This window comes from Candidatus Protofrankia datiscae (genome assembly GCF_000177615.2).
Lineage (GTDB): Bacteria > Actinomycetota > Actinomycetes > Frankiales > Frankiaceae > Protofrankia > Protofrankia coriariae.
Genome location: NC_015656.1, coordinates 1714335 through 1736983 on the forward strand (window position 1 = coordinate 1714335; position 22649 = coordinate 1736983).

Here is a 22649-nt window from a genome sequence, read left to right on the forward strand (position 1 = left end):
TTACCTGATCGATTGGGAAAATCCCAACGCCTGTTGTCGTTGACGGGGCCTCAGGTGTCGCCAGGGCGTGACCGCGGGCTCCCAGGGATGTTCGCTGGGCTGGTCAGCCCATGTCCCACAGCCGTATCGCCTCGTCGCTGGAGCTGGCGAGGGTGCGTCCGTCCGCGGTGAAGGCCACCGACCGCACCCCGTTGGTGTGGCCGGTCAAGGGGACGCCCAGGGGGCGGGGCGCGGTCCGGTCGGAGACATCCCACAGCCGCACGGTCCGGTCGCCGCCGGCGCTGGCGAGGGTGCGCCCGTCCGGGGTGAACGCCACCGACCACACCCAGCCGGTATGACCGGTCAGGGGGACGCCCAGGGGGCGGGGTGCGGTCCGGTCGGAGACATCCCACAGCCGTATGGTGTGATCGTCGCTGGCGCTGGCGAGGGTGCGCCCGTCCCGGGTGAAGGCCACCGACACCACCCAACTGGTGTGGCCGGTCAGGGGGACGCCCAGGAGGTGGGGTGTGCTCCGGTTGGAGACGTCCCACAGGCGTATGGTCCCGTCGCCACTGGCGCTGGCGAGGGTGCGCCCGTCCGGAGCGAACGTCACCGAACCCACCCAGTCGGTGTGGCCGGTCAGGGGAGTGCCCAAGGGGTGAGGGGCGCTCCGGTCGGAGACGTCCCACAGCCGTACCGTGTGGTCGTGGCTGGCGCTGGCGAGGGTGCGCCCGTCCGGGCTGAAGGCCACCGACCGCACTCTGTCGGTGTGGCCGGTCAAGGGGGCGCCCAGGGTGCGAGGGGCGCTCCGGTCGGAGACGTCCCACAGGCGTATGGTCCCATCGCCGTTGGCGCTGGCGAGGGTGTGTCCGTCCGGGGCGAAGGCTATCGACTCCACCCAGCTCGTGTGGCTGGTCAGGGGAGAGCCCAGCGGCTGGGGGACGGGGGAGGCCCTGACGCTGAAGGCAGGGGAGTCCTTGCCGCGGAAGGCGGTGACGGCGATGGCGAGCAGCACCGCGACTGCCGCGGCGGACACGACAAGCGCGGTGGTACGTATCCGGCGCGACCGGCGCCGGGACGAAGAGGCCGGGGCGCCGTGCTCGGACGGGGCGGGCCCGTCCGGAGCCGGTGGGGGTGGCCAGGAACGCCCCACGTCACGGATGGCAGTCGGATAGAGATCGCGGTCGATGGGCACCGGGACGGGTACGTCCGGCCTGCCCGGTGACGTGTCCGTCCGGGTCCCGGGCGGTGCCGGTGCCCTCGGGGCGGTAGAGGGCTGGTCGCCGGCGGTGCGGATGTCGTCGTCGAGACGGAGCCCGATGCCGGTACGGGTGATCCAGCCCGGGCCGAAGGCACCGGCTGCGGCGTGGGCCAGGTCGAGAGCGAAGGCGTGGGTGGAGGGTGGGCGGTCAGCCGGGTTCTTGGCCAGGGCGTGGAGGACCACGTCGGCGATGAGAGTGGGTACTCCGGAGGGCCGGGCGGGGATGGTGTGCAGGTGGTGCTGCCAGAGCACGGGGAGTGGTAGTTGCGGGTCGAACGGCGGTGCTCCCGAGAGCAGTTCGTAGAGGAGCACCCCGAGCGCGTAGAGGTCGGTGGCCGGGCTCAGCCGGCCTTCGGCGATCTGCTCGGGAGCCATGCACTTCGGCGTTCCGATGATCTTGCTGGCGGTGGTGTCAGACCCTTCGACGATTTTCGCGATGCCGAAGTCGACGACTTTGAGCAGGCCGGTGGCGTCGAACAGGATGTTGTCGGCTTTGATGTCACGATGCAGGACATGGCGGCCGTGGGCGTAGGCCAGGGCTGCGGCCACGGCCAGGCCGACGGCGCAGGCGTCCTCGGGTGGCATACCGGCCCGGCGGCGGGTCAGGCTCCCCCCGTCGAGGAGCTCCATGACGATCAGATGTAGGCCGTCGGTCGCGACGTAGTCGTAGACCTGCACCACATGCGGATGGCTCAGCGCGGCGAGCAGCCGCGCCTCGGGGGCGAACCCCGCTTCTGTTCCGTCGCGTCCCGCCACCAGGATCTTGATGGCCACGGGACGGTCCAGCCCGCGGTGCCGGCCGGCCAGCACCAGCCCGAACGCGCCCTGGCCGAGGGGCCCGCCCAGGTCGTAGCCGGGCAGCGCCGCGGCCACCCGGGCTCTGTCGACAATCATGACGTGGGAGCTGCCCCACGCTGGCGGTGACGTCGACCGCGCACCATCCAACCCCCCGATACTCCGCGTACAAGGCGTGATCCTAGAGCGTCGGTCAAGTAGCGCGGATCCCAGCCACGACCACCCGCACAGGTCATGATCCAGGAGAGTTTGTCGTTGTGTACGCTTTTTGGCTACAAAAAGCGTACACAACGACAAAATCGCGCTGATCTTCTCCGGTGGCCGGCGTCCATCGAAGCGTGCCATCGTTCGGGGGGATACGTATGGTTACCTGACCGGCGCTCTAGTGTCCTGAGTCGTTGATTCGTGTGCAGATAGAATGGGCTGGTGCCTGGCCCGAGCGCGGATCCCATCGAGTTGTCGTCTGCTGAGCGTGCGGTGCTGGAGGGCTGGGCCCGACGGCGGAAGACCGCGCAGGCGCTGGCGTTGCGCTCGCGGATCGTGCTGGCCTGCGCGGACGGTGGGACGAACTCGGGGGTCGCGGCCGAGCTCGGGATCACCCGGGGAACGGTCGCGAAATGGCGGGAGCGGTTCGCGGTCGACCGGCTGGAGGGCCTGTCAGACGAGGCACGTCCGGGAGCGCCTCGGAAGGTCACCGACGCCCAGGTCGAGGCGGTGATCGCGAGGACGTTGGAGGAGAAGCCACCGAACGGCGATACCCATTGGACATCGCGGTCGATGGCGAGGGCCAGTGGGCTGTCGCAGTCGACGGTGTCACGGATGTGGCGGGCGTTCGGGTTGAAGCCGCATCTGGTCGAGACGTGGAAGCTGTCCACCGACCCGCTGTTCGTGGACAAGGTCCGTGACGTGGTCGGGGTCTACCTCGACCCGCCGGAGAAGGCGATCGTGCTCTGCGTCGACGAAAAGTCGCAGGTGCAAGCTTTGGATCGCACGGCACCGGTGCTGCCCCTGATGCCGGGTACCCCGCAGCGGATGACCCACGACTACGTCCGCCATGGCACGACCAGCCTGTTCGCCGCGCTCGACCCGACGTCCGGGTCGGTGATCGCGCAGACCTTCCGGCGGCACCGTCACCAGGAGTTCCTGCGCTTCCTCAAGCTGATCGACTCCTCGGTCCCGAAGGGCTACGACCTGCACCTGGTCCTGGACAACTACGCCACCCACAAGACCCCGGCGGTGAAGAACTGGCTGCTGCGCCACCCCGCTTCCACCTGCACTTCACCCCGACCTCGGCGTCGTGGATGAACCTGGTCGAGCGCTGGTTCGCGGAGCTGACCACCCGCAAGCTGCGCCGATCGACGCACCGCTCGGTCGTCGAACTCGAAGCCGACATCCGCCGATGGATCAACGCCTGGAACAAGGACCCGAAGCCGTTCGTCTGGGCCAAGACCGCCGACGAGATCCTCGAGACCCTCGCCGCCTACTGCCAGCGAATCAACGACTCAGGACACTAGCGGTGTCCGACACGGCCGGGTGGCCCGTTCTGCCCCATCCGGCGTCGGCCGCTGCCGAGCAGCGGAAACAACTCTGCCGCATCCGCCGGGCCACCAGGCGTCGCCCGTATGTCGATCGCGGCAGTGTGGATCATGGTTGCGGAGGTGCTGGGGGCCGACAGCGCCGACCTGCCGGAACCGGACGTCGATCTCAGCGTCCTGGGCGACCCGCCCGGCTCCTCCTCCAGGAGCATCACAGCACAACCGTGCGGCCAGTCATCAGCACCGGGCCCACCCTGAGCTTCTTCTCCGTCAACAAGGAGCGCCTGCTCGCAGACGTTCTCGGACGCCTCAGCGTCCTCGAGGCCGTCGCCGCGGGGGTGCTTCGCAAGGTTTCACTCCGAATGCGCGAACGCATGGAAGAAAACGAGGAGGGTGGCATTGGCGCTACTGGCATCATCATACTCATGACCACTGTCGAGGTTCGTGTGGCGCGACCAGAAGATTATGACGACATCGTGTCTGTTGTCGACGACTGGTGGGGGCGTCCTGTCAGTACTGGACTGCCACGGCTGTTCCTCGATCACTTTCATTCGTCAAGCCGGGTCGGCGAGGACAGTCGCGGCTTGGCCGGCTTCCTCGTCGCTTTCCTCTCGCCTGCGCAGCCAGGGGTTGGCTACGTGCATTTCGTCGGTGTCCGACCGGATCGTCGCGGCGCGGGTCTGGCGCGTCTTTTCGTAACTGGTCAGGTCTGGTAGATCGTTTGTTTTTGGTTTCCCGGCTGGCTGGGACTCCTCGATGGCCTGAAGGCCCGGGTCGTTGGTGCTGTGTGGTTGATCGGGCCGTAGGGTCCGGGTGTGTCGGATGGTCCGCCCGCGTCGCCGCCGGTGCCGTCGTATGACGAGCTCGCGGCGCTGGTGGTGAGTCTGCGGGCGCAGCTGGTCGAGACCGCTGCGGCGTTGGAACAGGCGCGGGTGCGGATCGCCGAGCTGGAAGCTCAGGTCGCGAAGAACTCGCGGAACTCGGCGAAGCCACCGAGTTCGGACGGGCTGGCGAAACCGCCACCGAAGTCGCTGCGGAAGAAGACCGGCCGCAGGCCCGGTGGGCAGGGCGGGCATCCGGGATCGACGCTGCGGATGCTCGCTGAGCCTGATGTGCGCCTGCGGCATGAGCCGGGGCCGTGTGCGGGGTGCGGGGCGGGGCTTGCGGGCCGGCCTGTGACCCGGACCGAACGGCGGCAGGTGTTCGACTGGAGTGATCCCGCTTCCGTGGACAGCGAACCTGAGGTTCGCTGTCCATAGGGAAGGAGCGTCATGGGGTCAGCTCGCCGGAAGTTCACCCAGGAGTACAAATCCGAGGCAGTAAGGTTGGTGCTCGACTCGGGCCGGTCGGTGACCGAGGTCGCGAAGAGTCTGGGTATCCACGAGACCACGTTGGGAAACTGGGTGAAGAAGGCGAAGGAGAACGGCGAGACCGAGGAGCGGCCGCTGTCGGTGTCGGAGCGCGCGGAACTTGAGGAGCTCCGGAAGAAGTACGCGCAGGCGCAGATGGACATCGCCTTCCTAAAAAAAGCGGCGAGCTTCTTCGCGAGCGAGCAGAAGTAAAGTTCGAGTTCATCTCGATACACGCTCCGAAGAAGCCTGTGTCCGCCGACGGCGCGAACACCTTTCCCGTCGACTACATGTGCAAGAAACTCGACCTGTCCCGACAGGGCTACTATGCGTGGAAGAAACGCGGCCCGTCTCGGAGGGAGAAGGACGACGCCACCTTGTCGACCATGATCAGAGCTGTTTTCGACCGTCTCGAGGGGCGGTACGGCGTGCGGCGGATCTTCCACGAGATCCGCCGCCAGGGCGTCGCCGTCGCCTACAAGCGGGTCCAGCGGCTGATGGCGACGATGGGCCTGGTCAGCGTGCATCCGCGTCCCCGCCGGCCGGTGACGACGGTGCAGGCCGCGGACTCCTCATCGCTGCCTGATCTTGTCGGCCAAGACTTCGCCGCGTCCGCACCGAACCAGTTGTGGTACGGCGACATAACATATATTCGCACCTGGGATGGCTGGGTGTACATGGCCTCCGTCATCGACGCGTTCTCTCGGAAGATCGTCGGCTGGGCGGTCGCCGATCACATGCGCACCGAACTCGTTCTCGACGCGCTTCGTATGGCCGTCACCCGCCGGCGGCCACCCGGCGGCGTCATATTCCACGCCGACCGAGGCGGTCAGTACACCAGCCGTGAGTTCGTCGCCTTCTGTCGCGACAACAACGTCCGAAACTCCGTCGGCCGTACCGGGATCTGTTTCGACAACGCCGCGGCGGAGTCCTTCTGGGCCACCCTCAAGAAGGAGTTCGTCCACCTCCACCCGTTCGATACCATAGACCGCGTCCGGGCGGGGATCTTCGAATATGTCGAGATCTACTACAACCGGCAGCGGTTGCACTCCTCGATCGGCTATCTCACGCCTGTCGAGTTCGAGGAAGAATTTGACGGACAAACACTTCGTGCTGCATAGTTAGGACTGTCCACGAAAGTGGGAACCCTCCACATAGCTGTGCGAGCCTCCCCGTGCCGCGTCAACCGGTCACGTCGACACCCCGCTTCACCCCTGATCGACGGGAAGAGGACGGCGAAGGCCCTGGCTGGTGGCGGTGGAGACGAGGGGACTCGTACCCCTAACCTGTCGACGCGGCTACGAACATGACGAAGGATCTACGTGGAACGAGCCGCCCGACCCCACGTACCCGCCGCGGCCGCGCTAACCCCACCGCGCCAACCGACCCCCACGGCACGGACAGGACAGCTCACCCGCCGCCAGCCGCGCCTCGACCTCACCCTGATCCACGCCTACCGTGAGCACCGGTGCCTCCGCGCACCTCGCACGGCCAGGGTTGATCGATTATGTTCTGCCTGGTCAGGGGCTGGTTGTGCGCCCAGCAGGGATCGAACCTGCCTGGTGCTTAGAAGGTACGGATTGCACCAAGCGTCACAGATCCCGGCCAAGATCAGACCGTACGTCGGCGTCCGCTGCTGTTCGCCGACGTACGGGGACGTTGCTACAGCGGTTGCTACACCTCGGTGCCGCCGGCCGCATCGGACCCCTGCCTTGCAAAGTCGGTCCGATCCGTCTGCCAGCGTCCGGGTTCGTCCATACAGTTGGCCGGACCTGGGCGCCAGTTCCACGGCCGTCCGTCGTCGTCCGTGGACGTCTGCCGGCTTGGCTACACGGTTGGCTACACGGCGGTCGGGATCAAACTCCTGACGGTCCGAGCGCTGGCGGGCTCGGTCTCGCCTGTCGTAGCGGTTTTCAAGACCATCTTGGGCCTTGATGGATCATGCTGTTCACCTGAATGTTCTTCCGAATGGGACCACTGCCGTGTCCTGCATCCCACGTATTCCCCGCAGGCGCTTACCTGTGTCTCACCGACCTGATCTGCTGACGACGCTCCCCAGCGGTGTCCCCGGGCGTGCGGACGGCGACGGCGATCTCCCTCTTGCCCACGTCGATCGCCGCGCACCGCGGATAGATGATCTCCATGGCAACTCCTGTTCCACGCATCTCCTGACCAGGCAGGACACGTCATCCGCGGAACCCGCAAGAGGATCAAGATTCTGAGACTCGCGCTCTACGGCAGCAACCCGGGGTACCCAACCGGGACGGGTTCCAGCGTCAATCTGAGGGCCGGACTCGCCGGTACCAAGAACTGGCGACGTCAGCGGATGACATGTCCAGTTTCATCTACCCGTGGGCGCTCCACCAAGACCATGAACATCTGAGGTAGCTCCGGCGCGGTAACGCGCCGGAGCTACCCGACCCCCGGGCAGCTATCTTGCGGGTCTCCAGCTCCGCGCCTCGATGATCTGGATCAAGGAGCTCACGTGAACCACCCCTTGATCACAACCGAATACGCGCCCTGGCCCTACTGGCACCGATCGCCTGGACCGGCCGACAGGGACGGACCGTACGCACTGACCTGGGCGACGGCTTCCGCGGGTGTCGGGCTCATCCCTCGGTCTCGTCTCCCTCGGCCTCGTCGACGCGCAGCAACGACGCCAGCTGCAACCAGTTCTCCACCACGGCCGCCACGCCGACCTCGTGGAAAGCCGCGATCCGCGCCTCGCGCTCGACCGGAAGAACGAACTGGAGATTGCCGACGGTGGGAATACCCGCCCGGACAGCCGCCGTCGCCCCCGTCAAGGAGTCCTCAACAGCCACCGCCTCTGTGGGTGCTACACCCTCGCGCTCACAGGCGATCCGGTAGACGGTCGGATCGGGCTTGCTGGTGGGAACCGGGGGCGTGTCCTCAGCGCTGTAGCGCACCTGGGGCGGAAGCAGCCCAGTGAGGCCGGCCGCGGTGAAAGATGCCTCCAGGCGGCTCAGCGCGCTCGAGCTCACCGCGGCCAGGCGGTACCTCTCGCCCATGCTGGCGAGCGGGCCCAGCACCTCGGGGTCCGGTCGCAGCACCTCGCGCAGCCGATCGCTCACGCGACGCTTCTCCTCGGCGACCCACCACTCCATCTCGGCGGCCGACACGCGCTCAGCGACTCCCGCGGACGGTTCCGCCGGCTCGACAGGATCCGTTGAAGTCTCCACGGGCACGCCGGCGTCGGCCGCGGCCTGCAGGACCACGGAGCGGAAATTGCGTCCCATGGCGGCGCGACGCAGCTCCTCGGGCGTCCAACGGCGGTCGACCCCGATACGTTCCAGGAAGTCATTGGTGACCTCAGTCGACGCGGTGAAGGCAGGCGCCTCCGAGGGGAACAGGTTGTCGTCCGCGTCGCAGAGCACGATCCTGACCACCGAGGGGTCCAGGCCCTCCGGCACAGCGAAGCCCGGGGTCTTCGGGATCCTCGTCACCGGACCTCCTCGTCGAAGTCGAGCACGGCCGCGAGCATGCTGCGAATCCCGTCGCGGGATGCTCGCGTGAGCAGGTCGCCGAGCTCCGCGACCAGGTCAGCGTCGTCGGCCAGGTCACCGAAAATGTCTCGAAACCCCAGCAGCGTCGTGGGATCGTCGCCACCGGCATGCGCGGCGCGCCGGAGATCCTCGGCTCGCGAGTCCTCGACGGTCAGTGGACGGCCTTCCATGTCCTCACCCCGCAGGAAGCGTAGCCACCCCGCCAGCGCCGCCAGCAGCAGCCGGTGCGGCCTGCCCGCCACGCGGGCCTCTCCCAGCGAGGACAGCACATGGTGGGGGACCTTCGTCGACCCTCGCCGGCACAGCCGCAGCAAACTGTCGCCGATGGCAGGGTTCGCGATGCGGTCGAGGGTCGTCGTCACGTACTCGTCGGTGTCCTGGCCGGGCAGCTCCGGGAGCAGCGGGGCGATTTCCTCGCGCAGCAGACGCGACATGTACTCCGACAGCACAGGCTCGGCCATGGCCTGATCGGTGGTCTCCAGCGCTGCGAGCACACCCAGGTACCCGAGTGCGCAGTGCCCGCCGTTGAGCAGGCGGCCCTTCATGACCTTCCACGGGGTCACGTCGTCGACCACCTGCACGCCGACACGCTCCAGCGGAGGCCGCTCGGTACAGAAGTCATCCTCGACGACCCACTGCCGGAACGGCTCCGTGACTACCGGCCAGCGGTCGGGCACCCCGAATTCGCCCTCGATCTGGTCGCGCAGCTCGGGGCTGGTGGTCGGGGTGATGCGGTCCACCATGCCATTGGGGAAGGTCACGTTCTCCCGGACCCAGGAGGTGAGGTCCTCACCGGTCTGGGCGTCGAGCAGGCCCGTGAACTCGAGAACGGCAAGCCGAGTCGCCGCACCCGAATCGTCGAGATTGTCACAGGACAGCACTGTGAACGGGCCTGTGCCCTCCGCGCGACGTCGACGTAAGGCGGCGACGAGCAGTCCAGCCGCGGTCACCGGATTGCCCGGAGTTGCCAGATCGTGACGAACCGTGGTCATGTCAGGACGCGTCTGGTAGCCCTCACTGGTCACGGTCAGCGTGACCAGCCGGGTATTCGGGGACGCCAGCAGGTCGGCGACCTGTTCAGGCTGGTCCGGTAAGTAGAGATAGTCGATCAGGGCGCCGACGAGTCGAGCGCTGGCCCCGTCGCGGTCCCGCTCGACGACGGTGTAGAGCCCATCCTGGTCGCGGAGTACCTCGCCCATCGCCGGACTGCGCATGCCGACTCCGATCACGCCCCAGCCGGTCTCGCCTGTGGCGGCAAGGTCGTCGAAATACAGGATGGGGTGGGCACGCGCGAAGCCGCCGACGCTGAGGTGAACGACGGACGGGGTCAGCGCATGCCTGTCGTAGGCGGGCGTCTCCACCCGGTCCCCCAGCTTCGTAACCGTGCTTTCCGTGAGCACGGACGGCACCGTCCGCCCCAGGCTGGGAAAGGGCGAGTCCGCCGCGACTGCCGTGTTTGTCTGCCGGTTCTGGCTTACGTCACTGGTGCTGCGATGATGTCTTGTCGCCGTTTCCATCGTAAGTAGAGTCCGAGCTTCCTCGAGGTTGTGGAGGGCTTGTTGGCCGTTTCTCGGGTGAACACGGTCTTTCGTTGCTCGTACTCTATCGGCAGGACGACTCCGAACGTGGAGTGTTGGCGCTGGTAGTTGTAGGGCACGTAGCGCCAGTCGATCACGACAGCCTGGGCCTGCCGCGGGTCGGTGAACCCCTGCGCCGGGAAGGCCTTCTCCAGCTCCGAGGAGCTGGAGAAGGCCTTCGTCGTCGGCGTTTTCGAAGCTCGACCGAGACCCGGCCCGACGGCTGCCGGATGCCCAGTCCGGGGCGGACCTTGGTGAACTCGCTTGCGGTGTAACTGAACCGCAGTCCGTGCGGAATATCACATTTTATGTGTCGTCGTAGTGACTGATTGTATCTTTATTGATACGGATAGTTATGATCATTTTAATCGCTTGACAGGTCGGCTCCGTGTTCGGGCTCAGCCCGGTCGCGGCTGCGAGTGGATGCCTGGAGGGCGGGGCCAAATGGTCGTAGCGACGTTTCAATAGGATGATCGTCTTGGTGTCGAGGACTGGATGGTGGATAGGCCGGCGGGAGCAGTTGACAATCGATGAGCGGGAGCTGATTTTCCGGAAGCCGAGCAGGAACTGTTCGGCATGGTTATCCGCAAAGGCGCTCGGCCGGCACCACTCGACGATTTCGCGAGAGATCGAGCGTAACGGCGGCGAGAAGATCTATCGGGCGGTGGAGGCGCAGGCGCGGCGTGATGCGTTGCGTTGCTGGCCCGTCCGAAGGAACGCAAGCTTGTCGCGTCGCCAGCACTGCACAACGCGGTCAACGCGGGCCTGGCCGAGAACTGGTCTCCGAAGCAGATCAGCGAGAGACTGGGGAAGGACTTTCCCGACGACGAGAGTATGCGCGTGTACCACAAGAAGATCTATGAATGCCTCTATACTGCGGCGCCCGGACCAGCCGGTCGGGTTCGGCGGCACGGGCATAGCGTTTGACGGTGTTCAGGCTGAGATTGAGATGGCGGGAGCATTCCAGCAGGCCGACGCCCTTGTCGAGTAGGTCGTGGACCTGCCGCCAGCGTTCGCGGGTGGTCACGGCGCGGGTCCCTTCGCGGGGCTGCGGCCCGGCTTTGGCCCAGCAGGCGCCGTGCGCGGCGGACGGCTTCGGCGTGGGCGCCGGAGCCGTCGCGGCGGACGACCTGCACGCCGGGATGGGCGCGCGGCCACGCTTCGAGGCTGTCGGCCTTGCGGTCGGCCAGGACATAGACGCGCTCGTTGGTTTCCACGTCGACGAGCACGGTGGCGTACACGCGTCTACGGCGCAGCGCGAAGTCGTCGCCGAGCACCCGAGGCGCCGACCGCGCGGGCGGGGCCAGCCGCGGCAGCGCCCGCGCGGCCGGCGCCTCGGGAGACGACCACCCGCAGCGCGGTCGGCAGCCGCTCGCCCGCGCGGCCGGCTAACTCCCGGACCACCGCGCCGACCTGACACGCCAGGCGGGACGTGCGGCGCTGGTAGCGCTCCAGAACCCCTGGCGCTTGCTCCCGGAAGGTCTGACGACAGTCCCACGACCTCACCGACGCCCTCGACAAGATCCACAGGCCTCGGTGAGGACCGCACTAACGTGAGCCAAGTCAGGGCGGGGCCGGTGTCGACGACGATCACACGCTGCGGCGATCCTCGTCGCCCCACGCCTCGCGCATGATTCCCTTGACGTGCTCGCCCAGATCCGGCTCGCCATCGAAGACGGCCGTCGTACGGAACTGACGACGGGGGCGCTCGCCGCGTTCCACCGCCGCCCACTGCCGCAGCAGCCCACGGCTTCGGATAGCCGGTCCTCCGGCAGCGCGTCAAGCAGCTGGTGTGCTTCGTCGCGCATGCTCATGCAGTCAGTGCAGGAGCCCTGCCGGCCTTCGGCCCGGCCACAGACGTAGTTTCCATGCCGGAAAGCCCGACGTCTCGTTACGACCCGGCGGCCCCAGGCATCCACAGACCCCGGCAGCGCCCATCCATCACAGTCGTTCCTCGTCGGCGAGGTTATGTCACCAGCCGGACGCCGTCCGCCGGAACCATTTCCTGCCCTCGGCGGCGATTCCTTCGAGGACGTGAATGGTGTGCTGCAGTCCGCCGGCGTCCTGGGTGAGGCTGGCCACCAGCCCAACCGTCTCGCCCGTCGTGATCTCCTCCGGTGAGGTGTCTGCCATCTGTATCCGGAGCACCTGGCCGTTCACCAGGACGATTTCGAGTTTCTGCACATTTTCGGCGTCATGGTCGACGCGAATCAAGGCGACCGAGTCGAAGTGGTAGTTCAGCCGTCCCTTTTCGGTGAAACGTCCCGTGGTGAAATCTAGGGTCGACACGAAATTTCGAACCCCGCCGGCGGTGAGGAGAAAGACCGAGATCTGGTATTTGTTGTAACGCCACGGGCCTCGGTGGACTCGCCCTCGTTTACTTGATGCGGCCTGTGTCTCGACGAAGGCGTGGGCGATGACGCTGCTCGCTTTCAGTCGGTAATGGTGCAGCGCCCGGTCGAGGAGTATTCTGCGGTCGCAGTCGAGCCACCGTGCCATCTCCTGATCGTCCGGCCGGTCTGCTAGGTAGGCCTTCCACCGCTCGAATCCTGCCTGTCGTGCCTCCTTGACCTTTTCGTGCTGATCCTGTTCGGCGGCGAATCGCCGCTTCTCGCATTCTTTCTCCAGTCGGGCGATAACATGGATGTAGCTCGCCACAGTGACGACGAATGTTGTTTCCAGGGCCAGGAGTACCTCGATTCCGGCCGTAGCCACCAGTGCCCACAGACCTCCGCCCGCGAGTACGGTGACCCCGACCAGCCCGTACGCACCGAGTTCTGGCACGGCACGCTGCGCTCTGCTCCAAGAGAGGTGGGTCCCGTCCCTCCGCATCTTCTGAATCTGCCATGCTGCGTGCCGCAGCAGCCAGGCGACCCGATTGGCGCCGATCCAACGCTCCCAGTAGATGCCGATGATCTCGTTGGCGATGCTGCGCCGCGCCCTGGCCGTCCACTGCAGCCACTCGGCGGGTCGGTGGGTATCTGGCCACGTAGTACTCGAGATCGCGATTGATGCTTTTCGCGAATGTTCCGGAGGACTGCGGTGCATCGGCTTCGTCTTCGATGTACTCGATCTTCCAGGACACCCCGTGCCGGACGGCGATAATGCCGATGGCGAGAATCAGCGTGCACCCAAGCATCGTCCACGTCCGTCCGGCTGTCGTCAGGCGCACGGCGACGTTTATGGCCCAGGCGGCGAGAACCACCACCGAAACCGTGGCGCGCAGCCGAGTCTCCCTGGAGATGTCGACGGGGCGTGGAGGGCGCGTCCGTGGTTCGGCTGGGTTCGGGTGAAAAAACTTCTTGACCCGGTCAAGACGTGCGTTGGCCATCTGCTCGTCGTTGGCTTGGGCGATGGCGCGGTTCCACACTCCATCCTCGAGTGGACCATCGAGGAACTGTTCCATGTGGCGGAGGATCATGCCCCTCTGCTGGTCGGGCAGAGTATCGAGCTCCTTGAGTGCCACCGTGATGTCGGTGTTCCTGCCTTTGGCTGCGTCCATCAGCAGGAGCACCACACGCAGGCCCTGTGCCCAGGGGTCATCGCCCTGCTCGGGTTGGTCTTCCTGTAAGTCGCGTAGCTGCCTGGACTCGTCGGCTGACAGTTCGTCCCTCGACCGTCCGCTGACCAGTGCCAGCAGCCAGTGGAAGCGCACTCGGTCAGACTTCGCGGAGCTGACCACGAACTCGCGCATGAGCTGGCGTGCCTGGTCGGCCATGCGCCCGTCCAGGTGGCGGACACCGGCCTCGAACTTCTCCGCCGGACTCGCATTGGGGGCGACCGTGTACTGGTGGACGCCGCCGTGGACGACGCCGGCCTGGACTCCGACCTGAGAGGAACCGTCGGCGATGTTGGAGGACGAAACCGGGCTGGGCTGGGCGCCTGACCCGGAGGAGAAACCCCAGTCGTCGGTCACGACAATCCCTGCGCTATGGTGATGGCCACACCGATTTTCGTGGCGAGGTCGGCCACGTCACCGATCAGCCCACGGACCTTCTTGAGGGCGACCAGCAGCGCTCGGCGGGTCGCTGGTGAATCCGTCTGGAGTGCCTCGTCAGCTGCGGCGAGCTCGGCTTCGGCGGCCGCGTAGGTGTCCTCGTCCACGGTTCCGGCGCTGCGTGCGTTCTGCAGGTCGTTGCGGAAGCCGACAAGCGCCGCCGACAGGTCCGCCGGGACTTGCTCACCGGTCGCGCCGATGGTCACGCCCCCGTGCAGGGCTCCGGCCTGCACACCAACTCGGGCGTTCCCCGACGCGGTGTTGCGGATGTTCTGGTTCGGTACCTGCATGGTGGATCTCCTCCCGATCCTCGTTTCCGCGGTATCGGTCTTTCCGATGTCCACGGCCAGTTCCTCGGCGAGTGCCACGGCGAACGAGGCCGCGTTCGCCACGGCTCGCTGCTGCCACAGGTGGCGGTCGGTCGACTCCTTGGTGCCGTCGGCGTGGTCGCTGACGCCACGGATCACGATCACGGGCAGGGAGCTGTTCAGCAGCCCGGCCTGGCTGGCTCCCGCGCCTTCCATCTCGATGGCGAGGGCGTCGTTGTAGTGGTCGTGAAGCCAACGGGCCAGGGCCGACACGGTGGAGTTCAACACCACCTCGCCCGCCGCGATCGGCCCGAAGTGCACCTGTGGGAGGGAGTCCGCTTTGACTGGCGGCCGGGCCCAGCTTCTCGTCCGAGACAGGTGGCGTGCGATCTGTTCGGCGCGGTGCGAGAGCGGCCACGTGCGGGGTCGCCCCCAGAGCCCTTCGTCCTCGCTGGTGGCGCCGTGGAAGGCGTAGACGTGAGTGCCCACGATGACGTCACCGAGTGCGATATGGCGATGAAGGCCGCCGGCGACGCCGACGAAGAGCAAAGCCGCCGGTGCAAACTCGGCGATGGCGCGTTCGGCGAGCACCGCTGCCGACTGATTGCCTACGCCGACGTGTGCCAGCGCCACCTGGCATTGGCCGCCGGCCAATCGGCCGACCTCGAAACGGGTTCCCTGCGGATGGCGGTGCAGCCGCGTGTCTACCAGATGTTCATGAACTGCCTGGTACTCCAGGTCGAGAGCCGTCAGGACGACGATAGGCCGGGTGTTCGCCACGCTCATCCCTCCTCTTCCGGGTGCGTGTCGGCGGCATCTGCCGCAGGGGCGACGGGCCGGGTGATCGGTGGTGAGAGGACGGAGCTGAGGCCTGCTCGGAACAGGCGGGCGGGCCGCCCGACAGTGGTCCGTTGCTCCCTGCCCACCGGAACGATGAACCCGCTGGCTTTCTGGACCTTTCGGTAGAAATTCCTGGGGTCGAGTGGCCTCCCCCAGACCGCCTCGTACACCTCCTGGAGATCACCGATGGTGAAGGCGGGACCGCAGAAGGCGGTGGCAAGTGCTGAGTTCTCGAGCTTGACCCGGGCGCGTTCGACGCCGTCCGTGATGATTCGACGATGGTCGAAAGCGAGAACCAACTCGCCTGAGAGGACTCGGTTCGTCGGCTGCCAGCTCGCATCCGCGGCGTCCGATCCTGCGACCGGTTCCGGCAACCGCGGCGCGACGGCAAGGTAGGCCACCGAGACAACCCGCCCCCGCGGGTCACGGCCGGGCTCGCCGTAGACGCCGAGCTGTTCCAGATACAGGCTCCCGGCCTCGATGCCGGCCTCCTCGGCGAGCTCCCGCCGCGCCGCCGTGCCGAGGTCCTCCTCGACGTGTGCCAGGAAGCCACCCGGGAGCGCGAACGCACCTTGGTACGGCTCGATCGCACGTTCGATCAATAGCACCTGCAGGCTCGTTCCCCGCAGTGTGAGGATCACGAGGTCGACGGCGAGCGGAACTTCTGGAGGCTCCCACGGATCATGGATCACGCTGCAAGACTAATTTTTTGTGTCGACGACAGAAATAACTGTCGGCAAGTGGACAGTCAGGGATGGCCCACCGGGTCGATGCGGTCCGGGCGTCTCGAACGACGGAGGTGCCTAGGAGTGGCGGGGCGCCGGGGCGGCATGGGTGACACGGCGTACGGGCCCCGCGGTGTGGTCGCCCGTGCCACTCCCGAACCCGGCTGGCGATCTCGCGGCTGGCCCGAGCGTTCGGCGTCCGCGGTCCACGGCCGGCGCGTTCGAGGTGTGGCTCGGCCGTCCCGGCAACACCTGGGAGTACTATCGCGAACTCGCCGACCAGGGCCCGACATACCTTCCCGACCAGGACATCTCCGGCTGAATCCGGTTCAACCTGACCCGCCTATCACTAGTAGGCCCAGACCGTGGGCCTGCTCGACCGCTCCGGGCGGGTCTGGCGCGCGCTCTCAGAATTCGCCGAGACCTCCGGTCTGGACGAGCGGGTGGTCACGGCCTTGCACGATGTGGCCATGGCCGGGCGCGTCCGCCGCTCACGCTACGAGCATGCTGAGAGCCTGCAGCAGACGCAGCGCGACCTGCGTGATCTCACCACCGCACAGGTCCTGGAACCGGTCGGCCGAACCCGCGCCCGCTACTACACGGCCGGCCCCGCTTCCCACCGCCGGTGCTCGACGTCGCACGCACGCCCATGACCTCGAGGAACCCGTACACCAGCTGACAAGCAACCCGCCGGCCCGCCGAGGCCCGATCGGTGGTCACGGCCGCGTCAGCGCTTGAAGCTTCCTCGGCTGTCGCCGTCTTCGCCGTCGAAGGCGCGTCCAGAGCTGCTGGCGCGGCGGGGAAGATCTGTCCGCGCAATACGCGGATCGGTGCGCCCGGCAGGGATCGAACCTGCGACCTGGTGCTTAGAAGGCACTCGCTCTATCCGCTGAGCTACGGGCGCGCACCACCATTGTGCTGTCTCCTGTCGCGATCACGTAGCGCGGTTACTGGCGATAGCGGAATGGGACTCAATGAGTACTTTGTGTGTTTGTTCCGGTGCTCCTTCGGTGATCAAAGCTCTCACCCTGCCACGGCGAGGGTGGATCGTGCATCCGTGCGGCTTCGCACCTGTGGATGGATGCGGTTTGTCCACAGGTGGCGGACCGCGGATGCCAAGCCGGCCGCGGAGCTGAAGAGTGTGAGGCGGGACGTAAGGGGCCAATCCGGTCACAACAACCGTCCGCCGTACGGAACCAGGCCGGCTACCCCATGATCCGGGAGGAACCATGATTGAGGCATCGGTCACGCTGCTCGGCAACCTCGTCGACGACCCCGAACTGCGCTGCACGCAGAACGGGAACTTCGTCTGCTCCCTCCGCCTGGCCAGCACCGCGCGCCGGTTCGACCGCACGCAGAACCGCTGGGTGGACGGCGCCAGCGTCTTCATCACCGTCACCTGCTGGCGGCACATGGCGGAGAACGTAAGCGCGTCGTTGCGCAAGGGGGACAGGACGCTCGTGGTCGGGCGGCTACGGCAGAGGTCCTTCGAGACGCATGAGGGAAACCGTCGGGTCGTCTACGAGGTGGACGCCGACGCCGTCGCGGTTGACCTGGCTCGGCAGACCGCGGAGGTCCGGCGGGTGGTCCGCGCGAGCGGGGAGAACGGAAGCGGCCAGGCGGCGGAAGGAGCAGCGCCAGCGGGGGAGTCCGTTGGCACGCATGACGGAGCGGGTGGACCCGCTGGCGAGGGTAGAACCCACCTCGATACCGGCACGGAGTACCGTGACGCGAATCGCACGGACGGGGCTGCGGAGGAGTCGTTCGGCGAGTCGTTGCCCGGTGTAACTATGTCGGCGGCAGAGCTCGCCGACATATCACCTTCAGTAACGGCTCTCGATCCGGCCGCAGCGTGATGCGGCTGATAGGACGGATTCGAATTGTCCGTTGGGTCGGCTCTCCGCTCGCGCGGACGCGGACCCGTACCCGATCGGTGCGGAAGCTGTCGGTAGCGTCAGTCCGTGACCAGTACGCGGGGGGCCGAGACGCCGATGCCGATCCGAGCACCACAGGGGCAGACGGATCTGTCCCGGACGGACGGCAACGTGCCGGGTACGCAACCCACGGGCCCGCCTACAGACCAGCACTCGAAGCTCTCCGACCAGCATCTGCCCGACCGCGGGTCGGACGGTCGGGCGGATCACGGGCCGAGGTGGCGGGCCCCGCTCGCGGCTGCGCGATCGCGGTTGGCCGCGGTATCCGGGCCTGGCTGGACGGTGGCGGTAGCGGCCCTGCTCAGCGCCGTCGCCGCGGTGCTGATCAATCAGCACCTCTTTCCCTACCAGTCAATCAACAACGACGAGGCGCTCTACTGGCTACAGGCCCAGACGTTGGCGGGAGGCGACCTGTTCCCGCCAGCGCCACCGTCGGCCGACTCCTACGCGCCGTGGCTGGCGATAGTTACCGACGGCCACTATGTGTTGAAGTACACCCCTGTGGTCGCCGGATTGCTGGCCCTGAGCCTGGTGATCACGGGTGGGACGGCCCTGGCGCTCGCCCTCGTCGTGGCCGCTGCGGTCGAAATGACCTACCTTGTCGGGGTCGAACTGCTCGACGACCGGCGGACCGCCGCCGTCGCAGCCTGGTTGTTGGCTCTGTCACCGCTGGTGCTCCTTCAGAGCGCGATGCTGCTGCCGTACCTGCCGGTGCTCGTCCTGTCCGAATGCGTGGTGTTCGGACTGCTCCGTGGCCTGCGTACCCGTCGTCGGGTGCCGCTCGTCGGGGCCGGGCTGGCCCTGGGGCTTGCGGCAGCGGTACGCCCGTACGACGTCGTGCTGGTCCTCGGCCCGTTTGTGTTGTGGACGGTGTGCCGGGGCGCGCGTGGACGGCGGTGGTGGATGCTGCGCTGGGTGGGCGCGGGGCTGGCCGCTCCGTTCGCACTGCTGCTCAGCTACAACGCCGCGGCGACGGGCAACCCCTTCCAGCTTCCGTTCGCGCTGCTGGAGCCTGAGGACAAGCTGGGCTTCGGGGTCCGCCGACTGTTCCCCACCGACACCGCCCACCACTTCGGGCTGGTCGAAGGGCTCACCGCGATCGGTGATCATCTCTGGCTGCTCGGTGCCTGGGCATGCGGCGGGGTCGTCCTCGCGGTCCTGTCGGTCGCGACGGTCATCCGCCGGCGGATGACCGCTCCGGCGCTCACCGTCGGTGTCGGCGCCCTGCTCCTGATCATTGGGTATGTGGCGTTCTGGGGCGCCTGGAACGCAGCCGAACTGTGGGGCGGCACCCGTTGCATCGGCCCCTTCTACCTCATGCCGGTGCTGGTCACGCTCGTCCTGTTCGGAGCCCGCGGGCTGGTGGACATGGCGTCGGCGTGGCCGCGTACCACCGGTCTCGTTGCCGTCGCGGGTCTTGCCCTCAGCGGGTTCATCCTGGTCGTCGCGTCGCAGGACAACATGGAGTTCACCCAGCGTGATCGCAATCTGTCGAATATGATCAATGCTCGGCCCGGTCCGACGTTGGTCATCGTTTCGGTCGACCCGGCGTTTCTCATGCACCCAACGTCGGTGGTGGCCAACTCGCCGACGCTGGATGACCGGGTGCTGTACGCGGTGTCACGGAAGCAGGCCGACTTCGATGTCGTCGCCGACCATCCGGACCGGTCGCCGTACCTGCTCAGGCTGGCCATCGGTTACAACCGGACGCTGTCATCGCCGTCGGCGGGATGGCTGGAGCGTCTGCGGGTGGTCGACGGGGTGAACGTTGCCGTCGGCGTCAGCGCGGCGGTACCGGCCGGCACCCGAGCGGCCCGTATCGAGGTGACCGCGGATGGCAGGCGGAGCTCCTTCTCGATGAACCCGGACCGGCCACTGAGCAGCCGGCTCATCATCAGCCCCGGCGGGGTGGACGCGACCGCCCTCGGACCTCGTTCAAAAGTCAGCGATGTTCCGACCACACGTGATGTTCCGGCCATGAAGGATGATCGTTCGGTGACGCTGAAGGTGTTCTACACCCCGGCGGGAGACGGTCGTGAACGTCTCCTCGACCAGGTGGACCTGCCCGTCCGGGTCGATTCCAGACAGGGCACGGTCAGCGTCCTGGTGTCGGAGGGCCAGGTGGGCGCGGTGGGATCGGGAGCGATGCCGACGATCCGCCTCAGAGCGAGCTGACAGGCGAACCGAGGGCCACTGGGATGGGCCGGACAGCGACGGGGTAGGCGGACAAGTGGCGAACGGACGGGGGTGTAGCCCGAGCGGGCCGGGCCACGGCCGTCCCGCGGTATCCGTCCGAATTCACCCGGTCAGTGGGTCCGCCGGACCGACAGGCCCACCAGACCCATAAGGTTGACCGCATGGCGCAGTACGTCTTCCAGATGCGCAAAGTGCGCAAAGCCCACGGTGACAAAGTCGTTCTCGACGACGTCAGCCTGTCGTTCCTGCCCGGCGCGAAGATCGGCGTCGTCGGTCCGAACGGCGCGGGCAAGTCGTCGCTGCTCAAAATCATGGCTGGTCTTGACCAGCCGAGCAACGGGGACGCGACGCTGAGCCCCGGCTCCACCGTCGGCATGCTCGCGCAGGAACCGCCGCTGGACGAGACGAAGGACGTCCGCGGCAACGTCGAGGACGGCGTCCGGGAGATCCGCGCGGTCCTCGCCCGGTACGAGGAGATCAACGAGAAGATGGCCGCGCCGGACGCGGACTTCGACTCCCTCCTCGCCGAGCAGGCGGCCCTCATCGACAGGATCGAGGCGGCGAACGCCTGGGAGCTCGACAGCCAGCTCGACCAGGCGATGGACGCGTTGCGCCTGCCTCCCGGCGACGCCGACGTGACCAGACTCTCCGGCGGAGAACGGCGCCGGGTCGCGTTGTGCAAGCTCCTGCTCGAAGCCCCCGATCTGCTCCTGTTGGACGAGCCCACGAACCATCTGGACGCCGAGAGCGTCGCCTGGCTGGAGCAGCATCTGGCCCGTTACGCGGGAGCCGTGCTCGCGGTCACCCACGACCGTTACTTCCTCGACAACGTCGCCGGCTGGATCCTTGAGCTCGACCGCGGTCATGCCTATCCGTACGAGGGAAACTACAGTACGTATCTGGAGACCAAGGCCGCTCGGCTCAAGGTCGAGGGTGGCAAGGACGCCAAGCGCAAGCGCGTCCTCGCCCAGGAGTTGGAGTGGGTGCGCTCGAACCCGAAAGCCCGCCAGGCCAAGAGCAAGGCGCGACTCTCCCGATACGAGGAACTGGCGGCCGAGGCCGACAGGGCGCGTCCCCGTGACCTCGAGGAGATCCAGATCCCGCCCGGCCCGCGCCTGGGAAGCGTCGTGATCGAGTCGAAGAAGCTGCGCAAGGGCTTCGGCGACCGGCTCCTCATCGACGACCTGTCGTTCTCGTTGCCCCGCGGCGGCATCGTCGGCGTGATCGGCCCGAACGGCGTCGGCAAGACCACCCTGTTCACCTTGCTGACCGGCCAGGCGGCCCCCGACGCCGGTGAGCTCACCATCGGGGAGACCGTCAGGATCTCCTATGTGGACCAGGACCGTGCGGGCCTGGACCCGAAGAAGAACGTGTGGGAAGTCATCTCCGACGGGCTCGACCACATCGTCGTGGGCAAGGTCGAGCTGCCCAGCCGCGCCTACGTGTCGTCGTTCGGCTTCAAAGGGCCTGACCAGCAAAAACCCGTCGGTGTCCTCTCCGGCGGGGAGCGCAACCGGCTCAACCTCGCACTGACCCTCAAGAAGGGCGGCAACCTGCTGCTCCTCGACGAGCCGACCAACGACCTCGACGTCGAGACCCTGCGCTCCCTGGAGGACGCCCTCGGGGAGTTTCCCGGCAGCGCGGTGGTGATCTCGCACGACCGGTGGTTCCTCGACCGTGTCGCCACCCACATCCTCGCCTGGGAGGGCACAGACGCCGATCCGGCCCGCTGGTTCTGGTTCGAGGGGAACTTCGCGGACTACGAGGCGAACAAGGTCGACCGCCTGGGCGCCGAAGCGGCCCGTCCCCACCGGGTCACCTACCGCAAACTCACCCGGGACTAGCTCCCGGGGCCGCCACCGCGCGGCTGCTGGGACGAGGGCAAAAGAATTCTCCTCCCAGCGGCGCCGGCCGGGTGGTGCGCGAATTCCGTCCGCAACCACCCGCACAGGCCATGATTGGCACGAGTTTGTTGCTGTGTACGCTTTTCGGACGTTTCTGCGTGCACAGTGACAAAATCGTGCGGAATCGTGCGGATCTTCTTCGCGGTGAGTGCCCGCCGGCCAGTGCCCACCGACGCATGGGCGGCGTCCATTACGGCCCGTTACCTAAGGTACTTAAGGTGGGTACGAGCGTGCTTGCCGGGGTTACGCCGGGCGGTTGACCAGGGAGTTGGCGGCCATCGTCAGGTAGTCCCAGAGGGGCTGGAAGTGCTCCGGGGGCAGGTTCAGCTCGTCGACGGCAGCCCGCATCCGGACCAGCCAGGCGTCCCGCTGGGAGGGGCCGATCGCGAACGGCGCGTGCCGCAGTCGCAGCCGGGGATGCCCGCGCTGCTCGCTGTAGGTCGACGGCCCGCCCCAGTACTGGACGAGGAACATCCGCAGCCGCTCCTGCGCGCCGGAGAGGTCCCCCTCCGGGTAGAGCGGGCGCAGCAACGGGTCTTCGGCAACCCCTGCGTAGAAGTGGGCTACCAGCCGGCGGAAGGTCTCCTCGCCTCCTACCGCGTCGTAGAAGGTGTCTGTCGGACGGGCCGCGGACGGTTGCTGGGTCACAGCGACCATTGTGCTGGACGGATCGTGGGCAGCGAGCCCGATGCGGTCAACGGCATCCCCGATGCGGCCAACGGCAT

At 67.1% G+C, this 22649-nt stretch carries 17 protein-coding genes, 1 tRNA gene and 4 pseudogenes; 11 read left to right on the top strand and 11 right to left on the bottom strand.

What is annotated here, in order from left to right:
* Positions 1 to 103: 103 nt before the first annotated feature.
* Positions 104 to 2134 carry a WD40 repeat domain-containing serine/threonine protein kinase gene (locus tag FSYMDG_RS07135; protein ID WP_013872895.1) on the bottom strand — a complete coding sequence of 677 codons (2031 nt, stop codon included), beginning with the start codon at positions 2132 to 2134 and terminating at the stop codon, positions 104 to 106.
* A gap of 327 nt (positions 2135 to 2461) precedes the next feature.
* On the opposite strand from FSYMDG_RS07135, the pseudogene FSYMDG_RS07140 reads away from it, so the two are divergent.
* The 5 genes and pseudogenes from FSYMDG_RS07140 to FSYMDG_RS07165 all read left to right on the top strand — a co-directional run bounded on the left by FSYMDG_RS07140 (position 2462) and on the right by FSYMDG_RS07165 (position 6040).
* A pseudogene (locus FSYMDG_RS07140) lies at positions 2462 to 3549 on the top strand (IS630 family transposase).
* A 245-nt stretch (positions 3550 to 3794) separates the two neighbouring features.
* The gene (locus tag FSYMDG_RS27145; RefSeq protein ID WP_013872897.1) at positions 3795 to 4286 is read left to right on the top strand and encodes a GNAT family N-acetyltransferase; all 492 of its coding nucleotides are present in this window, start codon (positions 3795 to 3797) and stop codon (positions 4284 to 4286) included.
* 99 nt (positions 4287 to 4385) lie between these two features.
* Positions 4386 to 4829 (top strand): DUF6444 domain-containing protein, encoded by a 444-nt coding sequence (locus FSYMDG_RS07155; RefSeq protein WP_013872898.1) that lies wholly within the window; start codon positions 4386 to 4388, stop codon positions 4827 to 4829.
* 12 nt (positions 4830 to 4841) lie between these two features.
* On the top strand, positions 4842 to 5132 hold the full coding sequence (locus tag FSYMDG_RS28055; protein WP_043602641.1) for a transposase: 291 nt from the start codon (positions 4842 to 4844) through the stop codon (positions 5130 to 5132).
* A 17-nt stretch (positions 5133 to 5149) separates the two neighbouring features.
* Entirely contained in the window at positions 5150 to 6040 is an 891-nt protein-coding gene (locus FSYMDG_RS07165) for an IS3 family transposase (RefSeq protein ID WP_237703106.1), read from the top strand.
* An 894-nt stretch (positions 6041 to 6934) separates the two neighbouring features.
* On the opposite strand, the gene FSYMDG_RS29145 is transcribed toward FSYMDG_RS07165, so the two are convergent.
* The 3 genes from FSYMDG_RS29145 to FSYMDG_RS07175 all read right to left on the bottom strand — a co-directional run bounded on the left by FSYMDG_RS29145 (position 6935) and on the right by FSYMDG_RS07175 (position 9843).
* Positions 6935 to 7063, bottom strand: coding sequence for a hypothetical protein (locus FSYMDG_RS29145; protein ID WP_013872900.1), 129 nt, complete (start codon positions 7061 to 7063; stop codon positions 6935 to 6937).
* A gap of 465 nt (positions 7064 to 7528) precedes the next feature.
* Positions 7529 to 8383: an HAD family hydrolase gene (locus FSYMDG_RS07170; RefSeq protein ID WP_013872901.1), complete on the bottom strand. Its 855-nt coding sequence runs from the start codon at positions 8381 to 8383 to the stop codon at positions 7529 to 7531.
* Positions 8380 to 9843: a mannitol dehydrogenase family protein gene (locus FSYMDG_RS07175; protein ID WP_043605284.1), complete on the bottom strand. Its 1464-nt coding sequence runs from the start codon at positions 9841 to 9843 to the stop codon at positions 8380 to 8382. The genes FSYMDG_RS07170 and FSYMDG_RS07175 overlap by 4 nt, the downstream gene beginning before the upstream one ends.
* A 646-nt stretch (positions 9844 to 10489) precedes the next feature.
* On the opposite strand from FSYMDG_RS07175, the pseudogene FSYMDG_RS30015 reads away from it, so the two are divergent.
* Positions 10490 to 10648, top strand: a pseudogene (locus tag FSYMDG_RS30015) (helix-turn-helix domain-containing protein); the annotation flags it as partial.
* Positions 10649 to 10888: 240 nt separating this feature from the next.
* On the opposite strand, the pseudogene FSYMDG_RS28065 reads toward FSYMDG_RS30015, so the two are convergent.
* The 3 genes and pseudogenes from FSYMDG_RS28065 to FSYMDG_RS28070 all read right to left on the bottom strand — a co-directional run.
* Positions 10889 to 11511, bottom strand: a pseudogene (locus FSYMDG_RS28065) (ISL3 family transposase); the annotation flags it as partial.
* Positions 11512 to 11610: 99 nt separating this feature from the next.
* A complete protein-coding gene (locus FSYMDG_RS29150; protein WP_258165215.1) occupies positions 11611 to 11742 on the bottom strand; it encodes a hypothetical protein in 132 nt (43 codons plus the stop codon).
* A 249-nt stretch (positions 11743 to 11991) separates the two neighbouring features.
* On the bottom strand, positions 11992 to 13068 hold the full coding sequence (locus FSYMDG_RS28070; protein ID WP_043603181.1) for a hypothetical protein: 1077 nt from the start codon (positions 13066 to 13068) through the stop codon (positions 11992 to 11994).
* A 40-nt stretch (positions 13069 to 13108) separates the two neighbouring features.
* Between FSYMDG_RS28070 and FSYMDG_RS28075 the strand changes: the two genes are divergently transcribed.
* Complete coding sequence (locus FSYMDG_RS28075; protein WP_237703019.1) at positions 13109 to 13591, top strand: hypothetical protein; 483 nt, start codon at positions 13109 to 13111, stop codon at positions 13589 to 13591.
* 341 nt (positions 13592 to 13932) lie between these two features.
* Here the strand turns inward: FSYMDG_RS28075 and FSYMDG_RS07205 are convergent, their stop codons facing one another.
* Positions 13933 to 15111: a 5'-methylthioadenosine/S-adenosylhomocysteine nucleosidase gene (locus FSYMDG_RS07205; RefSeq protein ID WP_043603193.1), complete on the bottom strand. Its 1179-nt coding sequence runs from the start codon at positions 15109 to 15111 to the stop codon at positions 13933 to 13935.
* Complete coding sequence (locus FSYMDG_RS07210; RefSeq protein ID WP_013872904.1) at positions 15108 to 15857, bottom strand: NUDIX hydrolase; 750 nt, start codon at positions 15855 to 15857, stop codon at positions 15108 to 15110. The genes FSYMDG_RS07205 and FSYMDG_RS07210 overlap by 4 nt, the downstream gene beginning before the upstream one ends.
* 250 nt (positions 15858 to 16107) lie before the next feature.
* On the opposite strand from FSYMDG_RS07210, the pseudogene FSYMDG_RS29550 reads away from it, so the two are divergent.
* Positions 16108 to 16569 (top strand): annotated as a pseudogene (locus tag FSYMDG_RS29550) (Fic family protein); the annotation flags it as partial.
* A gap of 152 nt (positions 16570 to 16721) precedes the next feature.
* On the opposite strand, the gene FSYMDG_RS07220 reads toward FSYMDG_RS29550, so the two are convergent.
* A tRNA-Arg gene (locus FSYMDG_RS07220) sits at positions 16722 to 16794 on the bottom strand.
* Between the two features lie 325 nt (positions 16795 to 17119).
* Here FSYMDG_RS07220 and ssb point away from each other — a divergent pair.
* From ssb to ettA, 3 genes are all read left to right on the top strand, one after another.
* Complete coding sequence (ssb, locus tag FSYMDG_RS22865) at positions 17120 to 17746, top strand: single-stranded DNA-binding protein (protein WP_013872906.1); 627 nt, start codon at positions 17120 to 17122, stop codon at positions 17744 to 17746.
* Between the two features lie 330 nt (positions 17747 to 18076).
* Complete coding sequence (locus FSYMDG_RS07230) at positions 18077 to 19999, top strand: hypothetical protein (RefSeq protein WP_165440843.1); 1923 nt, start codon at positions 18077 to 18079, stop codon at positions 19997 to 19999.
* A 182-nt stretch (positions 20000 to 20181) separates the two neighbouring features.
* Positions 20182 to 21864, top strand: a complete 1683-nt coding sequence (gene ettA, locus FSYMDG_RS07235) for an energy-dependent translational throttle protein EttA (RefSeq protein ID WP_013872908.1) — start codon at positions 20182 to 20184, stop codon at positions 21862 to 21864.
* Between the two features lie 303 nt (positions 21865 to 22167).
* On the opposite strand, the gene FSYMDG_RS07240 is transcribed toward ettA, so the two are convergent.
* Positions 22168 to 22581, bottom strand: coding sequence for a globin (locus FSYMDG_RS07240; RefSeq protein ID WP_013872909.1), 414 nt, complete (start codon positions 22579 to 22581; stop codon positions 22168 to 22170).
* Positions 22582 to 22649: the final 68 nt, after the last annotated feature.

What these genes read in the sequence shown, in the direction of transcription:
- FSYMDG_RS07135 (WP_013872895.1), bottom strand. Translation starts at nt 2,134, where the DNA reads ATGATTGTCGACAGAGCCCGGGTGGCCGCGGCGCTGCCCGGCTACGAC.
- FSYMDG_RS07205 (WP_043603193.1), bottom strand. Translation starts at nt 15,111, where the DNA reads ATGAGCGTGGCGAACACCCGGCCTATCGTCGTCCTGACGGCTCTCGAC.
- ettA (WP_013872908.1), top strand. Translation starts at nt 20,182, where the DNA reads ATGGCGCAGTACGTCTTCCAGATGCGCAAAGTGCGCAAAGCCCACGGT.
- FSYMDG_RS28055 (WP_043602641.1), top strand. Translation starts at nt 4,842, where the DNA reads ATGGGGTCAGCTCGCCGGAAGTTCACCCAGGAGTACAAATCCGAGGCA.
- FSYMDG_RS29145 (WP_013872900.1), bottom strand. Translation starts at nt 7,063, where the DNA reads ATGGAGATCATCTATCCGCGGTGCGCGGCGATCGACGTGGGCAAGAGG.
- ssb (WP_013872906.1), top strand. Translation starts at nt 17,120, where the DNA reads ATGATTGAGGCATCGGTCACGCTGCTCGGCAACCTCGTCGACGACCCC.
- FSYMDG_RS28070 (WP_043603181.1), bottom strand. Translation starts at nt 13,068, where the DNA reads ATGCACCGCAGTCCTCCGGAACATTCGCGAAAAGCATCAATCGCGATC.
- FSYMDG_RS07240 (WP_013872909.1), bottom strand. Translation starts at nt 22,581, where the DNA reads ATGGTCGCTGTGACCCAGCAACCGTCCGCGGCCCGTCCGACAGACACC.